At 70.9% G+C, this 3,791-nt stretch carries 1 protein-coding gene; it reads left to right on the forward strand.

The genetic code is table 11. The features are described 5' to 3' along the window. The coding region (locus ACWGI8_RS41220; RefSeq protein ID WP_453668581.1) for an amino acid adenylation domain-containing protein at positions 1-3,791 on the forward strand (3,791 nt) is incomplete at both ends.

The raw sequence follows: 3,791 nt of genomic DNA on the forward strand, positions 1-3,791 counted from the left end.
CTGCGCTGGCCGATGTGGTGGGCCGGCACGAGAGTCTGCGGACGGTGTTCCCGGAGGCCGACGGTGAGCCGCGTCAGCAGGTGCTTGACGTCGCCGGGGTGTGGGCGGGGCTTGATGTGCGGGAAGTGGCGCGTGAGGAGTTGGGCGAGGCGTCGGCGGCCGAGGCCGGCCGCGGCTTCGACCTGTCGGCCGAGATCCCGGTGCGGGCCGTCCTGTTCCGCACAGCCCCCGCCGAACACCTGCTGTTGCTCGTGGTGCATCACATCGCCTGGGACGGCTGGTCCGTGGCGCCCCTGGCGCGTGATGTGTCGCGGGCGTACACGGCTCGGTGTGCGGGTCGGGTGCCGCAGTGGGACGGGTTGCCGGTGCAGTACGCGGATTACACGCTGTGGCAGCGGGAGTTGCTGGGTGACGAGGCGGATCCGGGGAGTCTTTCGGCACGGCAGTTGGCGTACTGGCGGGAGAGTCTTGCGGGTGCGCCGGAGGAGTTGGTGCTGCCGTTCGACCGTCCGCGTCCTGCGGTGACGTCGCACCGGGGTGGCACTGTGCCGTTCCGGCTGGATGCGCGGGGGCATGAGGGTCTGCTGCGGCTGGCGCGTGACGGCGGGGCGTCGGTGTTCATGGTGCTGCAGGCGGCGCTGGCGGCGTTGTTGTCGCGGATGGGTGCCGGTGAGGACATTCCCATCGGTTCGCCGATCGCGGGCCGTACGGACGAGGCGCTCCACGAGCTGGTGGGGTGCTTCATGAACACGCTGGTCCTGCGCACGGACGTGTCGGGCGATCCGACCTTCCGCGAACTCCTCGGACGGGCACGGGAGACCTCCCTTGCCGCATACGCCCACCAGGACGTGCCGTTCGAGCGGCTGGTCGAGGTACTCGACCCGCAGCGGTCGATGGGACGCAATCCGCTGTTCCAGGTCATGCTCGTGCTGCAGAACAACGCACAGGCACATCTGAGTCTGCCCGGAGTGGAGGCGGCCTTCGAGCCGCCGGCCGCCGACGCCGTCAAATTCGACCTGTCCTTCTTCCTGACGGAGAGCCACGACACGAACGGAGCCCCCACCGGACTCGACGGCTTCCTGGAGTACAGCGCGGACGTGTTCGACGAGACGACCGCGCAGTCGCTGGCGGCCCGTCTGGTGCGTGTCCTGGAGCAGGCCGCGCAGGATCCCGACCTGCCGCTGGGCCGGCTGGAGGTGCTGTCCGAACCGGAGCGCCACCAGGTGCTCGTGGAGTGGAACGACACCTCGGGCGGCAATCCGTCCACCACGCTGCCGGCGCTCTTCGAGGCACAGGCCGCGCGCACCCCGGACGCACTCGCGGTGCTCGCCGGTGACACGGAGCTGTCCTACGCCGAGCTGGACGCGCGGGCCAACCGGCTCGCCCGGCAGCTCATCGGGCTCGGGATCGGCCCCGAGCAGAAGGTGGCGCTGGCCCTGCCGCGGTCGGCGGAGATGCTCGTCGCGCTGCTCGCCGTACTGAAGAGCGGCGCCGCCTACCTGCCGATGGATCTGGCCTACCCGGCCGACCGGATCCGGCTGATGCTCGACGACGCCGGCCCCTCGCTGCTGCTCACCGACACTCCGACCGCCGAAGCGCTGCCAAAGACCCCGCTGCCGCGGCTGCTCGTGGACGACCCCACGGTCCGGCGGACGTCGGCCGGGCTCCCGGGCACGGTCGTGACCGACGCCGAACGGACATCCCGGCTGCTGCCCGAGCACCCCGCCTTCGTCATCTACACCTCGGGCTCGACCGGGCGGCCCAAGGGCGTACTCGGACTGCACCGCGCCCTGGTCAACAGGCTGACCTGGTTCGCGGAGGAGTTCCCCGCCCAACGGGGCGCCGCGATCTGCGCGAAGTCACCGGTCAGCGTGATCGACGGCATCACGGAACTGCTGGCTCCGCTGCTGTCCGGCGGATCGACCGTCATGGTCGACGCCGACACCGCACGCAGCGTGCCCGAGCTGGCGGCGGCCGTGATCCGGCACGGCATCGCACGGCTCACCGTCGTGCCCAGCCTGCTGAACGCGTTCATCGACAGCGGCGCGCTCGCCCGCATGGACGGCTGCGCGGTGTGGATCTGCAGCGGGGAACAACTCCCCACCACTTCCGTCGACAGGTTCAACGAGATCCAGCCCTCGGCACGGTTGGTCAACTTCTACGGCGCCTCGGAAGTCGGCGCCATCGCGACTCGCGGCGACGTCCGCGCCTCCGCGACCGGATCCGACACCCTGATCGGCCGCCCGATCTGGAACACGCGGGTGTTCGTGCTGGACGAGCGGTTGCGTCCGGTGGCCCCGGGTGTTGCGGGTGACCTGTATCTGTCGGGTGCGGGTCTGGCGCGTGGGTATGTGGGCCGGGCCGGGCTGACGGCGTCGCGGTTCGTGGCGTGCCCGTTCGGGTCCGGGGAGCGGATGTACCGGACCGGGGATGTGGTCCGGTGGACCGCCGACGGGCAGTTGGTGTTCCTCGGGCGGGCCGATGAGCAGGTGAAGGTCCGTGGGTTCCGGGTCGAACCCGGCGAGGTCGAGGCGGCGCTGGCGGCGCACCCCTCCGTGGGCCAGGCCGTGGTGACTCTCCGCTCCGACGGCCCCGGTGGCGAGGCACTCGTCGGCTATGCCGTACCCGCATCCGCCGGGGACGACGTCGATCCCCTCGCGGTACGGGAGTTCGTCGCGGAGCGACTGCCGGAGCACATGGTGCCGTCGGTGATGGTGCTGGAGTCGCTGCCGCTGACACCGAGCGGAAAGGTGGACCGCAAGGCTCTGCCGGCACCGGACTTCGCCGCTCTGGTGTCCTCCCGCGAGCCGCGCAACCCGGTCGAGGAAGTCCTGTGCGGACTGTTCGCGGAGGTCCTGGGCCTGTCGCGGATCGGCATCGACGACAGCTTCTTCGACCTGGGCGGACACTCCCTCCTCGCGACCAAGCTCATCAGCCGGACACGCTCGGCGCTGGGCACGGCACTGTCGATCCGGGACGTGTTCGAGGCCCCGACCGTCGCCGGACTCGCCGGCAGGCTGGGCGAGGAACACACGTCCCGGCCCGTACTGCGCCGGGCGACCCGGCCCGGCACACTGCCGTTGTCGTCCGCCCAGCGCCGGCTGTGGTTCCTGAACCGGCTGGAAGGTTCCCACTCGGCGGCCTACAACATGCGCTTCGCCGTACGGCTGTCCGGTGAGCTGGATGTGGCGGCGCTGGATGCTGCGCTGGCCGATGTGGTGGGCCGGCACGAGAGTCTGCGGACGGTGTTCCCGGAGGCCGACGGTGAGCCGCGTCAGCAGGTGCTTGACGTCGCCCGGGTGTGGGCGGGGCTTGAAGTGCGCGAGGTGGCGCGTGAGGAGTTGGGCGAGGCGTCGGCGGTTGAGGCCGGCCGCGGCTTCGACCTGTCGGCCGAGATCCCGGTCCGGGCCGTCCTGTTCCGGACCGGTCCGGACGAGCACGTACTGCTGATGGTGGTGCATCACATCGCTGCCGACGGATGGTCGCTCGCCCCCCTGGCGCGTGATGTGTCGCGGGCGTACACGGCTCGGTGTGCGGGTCGGGTGCCGCAGTGGGACGGGTTGCCGGTGCAGTACGCGGATTACACGCTGTGGCAGCGGGAGTTGCTGGGTGACGAGGCGGATCCGGGGAGTCTTTCGGCGCGGCAGTTGGCGTATTGGCGGGAGAGTCTTGTGGGTGCGCCGGAGGAGTTGGTGTTGCCGTTCGACCGTCCGCGTCCTGCGGTGACGTCGCACCGGGGTGGCACTGTGCCGTTCCGGCTGGATGCGCGGGGGCATGAGGGTCTGCTGCGG

Source organism: Streptomyces sp. NPDC054841, assembly GCF_053611045.1.